The 4,346-nt window shown below is 34.1% G+C and carries 5 protein-coding genes; 2 read left to right on the plus strand and 3 right to left on the minus strand.

From position 1 onward, the window contains the following. Positions 1-281: 281 nt before the first annotated feature. Positions 282-1,502 carry a hypothetical protein gene (locus tag L6N96_06405; protein MCP8323789.1) on the minus strand — a complete coding sequence of 407 codons (1,221 nt, stop codon included), beginning with the start codon at positions 1,500-1,502 and terminating at the stop codon, positions 282-284. Between the two features lie 176 nt (positions 1,503-1,678). Here L6N96_06405 and L6N96_06410 point away from each other — a divergent pair, with 176 nt between their 5' ends. Then, positions 1,679-2,215 carry a hypothetical protein gene (locus L6N96_06410; protein ID MCP8323790.1) on the plus strand — a complete coding sequence of 179 codons (537 nt, stop codon included), beginning with the start codon at positions 1,679-1,681 and terminating at the stop codon, positions 2,213-2,215. A gap of 144 nt (positions 2,216-2,359) precedes the next feature. Here the strand turns inward: L6N96_06410 and L6N96_06415 are convergent, their stop codons facing one another. Beyond that, on the minus strand, positions 2,360-2,692 hold the full coding sequence (locus L6N96_06415; protein ID MCP8323791.1) for a hypothetical protein: 333 nt from the start codon (positions 2,690-2,692) through the stop codon (positions 2,360-2,362). Between the two features lie 204 nt (positions 2,693-2,896). Here L6N96_06415 and L6N96_06420 point away from each other — a divergent pair, with 204 nt between their 5' ends. Continuing rightward, on the plus strand, positions 2,897-3,181 hold the full coding sequence (locus tag L6N96_06420; protein ID MCP8323792.1) for a hypothetical protein: 285 nt from the start codon (positions 2,897-2,899) through the stop codon (positions 3,179-3,181). A gap of 623 nt (positions 3,182-3,804) precedes the next feature. Here L6N96_06420 and L6N96_06425 read toward each other — a convergent pair. Then, a partial coding sequence (locus L6N96_06425; protein ID MCP8323793.1) for an AAA family ATPase occupies positions 3,805-4,346 on the minus strand: 542 nt, incomplete at its 5' end.

The following is a 4,346-nucleotide window of genomic DNA, read 5'->3' on the forward strand; positions in this document are numbered from 1 at the left end:
TCATTGCAATTGATCTTCCTTATGACAATAACGTTGGTTCCTTGCTAAAGAGTCTTAAGGACTTTAGTCATACAATTACTTGTATAAATGACGAAAATGTTAGCCCAATATAAAAAAATTTAATTTATACGCACGAGTTTATAATGAAATCGTGATAATATAAATATAATATACTTCATTAGTAATAGATTAATAATAATTAGATAAATTAAATCACTCATACATGAGTCATGTGTAAATGGATAATGTTTCTAATCAAACCATTTTTCTTTCTCTTAAGTTTAGGTTCTTACTATAATTTCCGCTATTCTTGAACGAACTTCTCTTTTGCTTGTATATTTTATTAATTCCTTCCAGCGTTTTTGTATCTCGCATATTTTTTTAAAAGGGTCGAATTTTGGTACTGCATCTGTTCTGGAAAGAATGATATTCTTTAATGCTTCATCACTACTTTGCTTGTCTCCCAAGGCAAGATATTCTTTAGATAATAATTGACATGATTTTTCAATCTTCTTCTCGAGGTCCCTTTTCAAAAAACAACCTGGATAAGGATCAAAATCATCAGGATAAACCTTAGTCATCCCCTCTATCTCGTTTTGATTTTCAATCTTTTCTCTCTCATAGATAAAGCGGTAGATATCTTCTTTCAATTGCATCCAAGTAGGATGTGTCTTGGGTGGAGGAAGATGCCTAATAGACAGTTGATTATCTAGAAAGAAGTTAAATCCAAACATATTTGCATTAATCAAAAAGTCTATATCCTCACCTCTGGGAACGTTGGGGTCAAAAGGTACAGCATCAAATAGATTTTTATGAATAATCATGTTCCCACCAAATACAAAAGGTGTTTTCTTTATCCTCGGTTCACTTCCTATAATTTTATCAAATGCTTCATTCATCTTATCATATTTGTCCCAATATTTCATCCAAGGGCGAAATGCTTTTTCAATGTGGTAGTCTCCATTCGGTTGAAGGTAATATCCTGCTACTACATTAACGATTCTTCCCTGGATATTTTTCCCGATAAATTCTTTAGCTTTCGACATGAATTCTGGGTCTTCAAATACCTCATCATCGTCAATAAGCAGAGCTACTTCTGAACCTAAGATATGTGGGATAAATGTGCATAGATTACGAATATTAGAATATCCATTGAGTTGGATGAAGTCGATATACTCCTCTTTATTCTCATTTATTAATAGATCATGTATCTGCTTAAGATGTGAAGGCCCAAATAGAAATACTTCTACACCCAAAGTAGCTGATTTGATGATATTGGCAACTTTCTTTTCAACTTGACCCTCAATATCTCCAGTAGTTGCTACAGCAACTATTACCAATTGGAAATCTTTATTTTTTAATATATTAATACTCCGTAAAGCTCTAGGTAATGTCCCCTTACTGTCTAAAGGAGTAGGGTGATCATAGATAGCATCTCCTTCTAACCAACCATCATCACTTTCCCTTGCCCAATATGATGGAATTACCATTGTAACTTTCAAGGATTCGATTCTCCACTTTCTACATTCGATTTCAAAGATACGAACTCAGATTTAAAGATAGTAATTGGAATTATTATGAAGTTAATTATTAAAAAAGATGAGGAAGAGGATAATAGTGTTCTATACTTTTCCCAGTTCTAAGACTTCAAATATTCCTTTTAATATTGATTTTATATATGTTGTATGAAAAAGCAAAAGGAATTGAGCCTATTCATGCTCATGGTTTCTTCTGGGTCTCTCTTAAAGGAGTTGTGAATCAGACAATCATATTTGATTATTATGATGAGAAAGGATACTATGCCTCTCTTTTACACAGGCCTGATGAATATGAGCAAGAGATGATAAAGCTCTTCCATTCAATGCAGAACCTTCTTGATCAAGAGAAGGTATTGATGAACGATATCAGGAGTATGCCAAAAGTGCTTACAGTAAGCCTTGACCATCGAGGTTTGGAAAATCTTCCTTGTATCACTTTTTTCATAACTTTCGTAGGTCAAATAAAAACTGGACTCAATACATATGAAAATTTTTATGAAAAAGGGATAGTTGATTATGATTACGAAGCCTACTGGATCTTTCCAAACAGAATAAATATTGTAGAGGTTGTATCCTCGATAGAGTATGAGATTGTTTCAAAAAATATTCTTATTATTAGGGCGAGAACAGGGGATAGATACTCTGGCTATGAAAAGATAACATTTGATATGAAGTAGCTATGAGTAATGAAGTAATCTAAGTCATTATCTAAGTGTACCTTTTTTCATTTTTTTATCTTTAACTATAAACTAGCGTTATAAAATATATAATCGATCTTTAGCGTTTTATTAATATATTATATTCATGATAAACCGGTGCTACTAAGCCTTATCGTTCGGCTTAACTCTTTTGGCAGGGAGACTATCATACAATTTGAGAAAATTTTCCCATGTATAACTTCTGATTCCTATACAATCAAGCGCATTGTAAAAGAGAGCTAATTCATCGGATACTTTCTTTGAGTTTATATTCCAAAAAGTAACATGCTCTTTGTATCGTCTTAAAATTCTTCGGATATCATTATTAGTCAACTTCAACAACCATCCTCTCTCAATACCTTCTCTCGTTATTATTCGTGCACATACAGGCATCCTAAAATCGCCAAGTAATCCAGTCGCACGACTAACCATATACTTTCCAAGAGAGCCTTCCAAACTAGTCACCTTGATAGTAAGCTTTAATGTAAAACATTACTGTAAACATGTAATACATTTTATGATATAAATAGAGAAGCCCGAATGTCTTATTAGTATTAGAAGTATAAGGATAACTCAATTTTGTGTATGTTTAATGACATTTGTATACAATAACGAACATATAGTTAAATAGCAAAGTGTTATAGGAATTAACGAAGGGTATTGATAGTACTGTATTACTTCAGATGGACTGGTACTCGGGAAGAGCTTCAAGAATTTCTGGAGAGGATTATGAGCATCTGTGAAGAGTCAGAAGGACTTGGCTTCAAGGGTCTTTTCATGCCTGCTACTAGTGGATGGAACTTTGTTGTATTGTTAGAGGCTATGAGCTTCGATAAAGCGATGGAGGCATATAAGACCTATAACAAGAAGTATGGCCCACATCCAAAGTTACCACTGCAAAAGGTAGAACTGCTATATACACCTCAAGAAGTAGGAATAGAGTAAAAGGGGTGTAAAACCCCCATATTTTTTAACTTCCTCTCATGATTAAAGCTCTTTTGTATCATCTGTACTGATGAAAAATCCAGTAAAGGGATGGTGGAAGGGATGATCAAGGATAGTGAGGGATAGTCAGGGAGGATGGTGGGGGATAATGATTTTTCTTAACCTCTCAATTCACTTAATATTATATGATGTAATATAGCATATCTTTTTAGGTACTCTAGGACTCGATTAGAGATGTCAAAAACCTCCCTACCATCCCTAATGCAGTTTTTGAGCCACCAATACTATCTCTAATACCCTATCCACTATCCCTAAACCATTTTCACTATCCCTTAGTCTACAAATTCCCTTCTCAAGTCTCTTTTCCCGAAAATGGGAGCCATGTAGCTAAATCTGAGAGAATATATCCCTAATTTGTCTGGCACTTTATAGGCGAAGCAAATGTTATTTTAATATATTAGGAATAGCCTTTATCTTAAACTTTAAAATACAGAGAATCCACTCTTTAACCTTTATAGTCTTTCTGCTTTCGACTAGTAGGTGAATAGCCCTATTTATTTTATACAAATATTTCTTAAGTATAATAATTAGATAAAAATTCATGAAAGCAAAGACTTGCTTACTCAATTTGCCATTAGACACTTTCTCAATTTCTCCTTTAATACCTTGTAGTTTACCATTGACTTCTTAGGAGGACCCGCAACCTTCGCCAGCAAGTTCAAGTCGATATAATTTTCTACAGCTTCAATGGCCCTTGCTCCGAACTCTTCATATCTTATTTCAACTTCTGGTATCATACCACGCGCTACAAATTTTGAACTAGGTATAAGACCAAGCAAATTAACATTATTACTCTCGAGTATAGCTCTAGCAAACTTCTTAATTCCATCGATCATATAGGCTTTATTCAAGATCACTCCTTTTACATCAGTTTTTAAGAACTTCAATATACTTGTATGTCCTATAAGATTCACTAAAGCTCCTTCAATACCTTCCTTTTCGCAATTAGATACAATAATCGTCGGGGCATTGAGAGCTAGTGCAACCTCCAAAGTCGAATAAGGGCGTTCTTCTCGATCGTTCAATAACCCTGTAAGACTCCCCATAACACCCTCAATTAAAATAAAGTCGTACTTCTCACTCGCTTCATCAATAGCCGTGAACA

Source organism: Candidatus Methylarchaceae archaeon HK02M2, from assembly GCA_024256165.1.
Lineage (GTDB): Archaea > Thermoproteota > Nitrososphaeria > Nitrososphaerales > JACAEJ01 > HK02M2.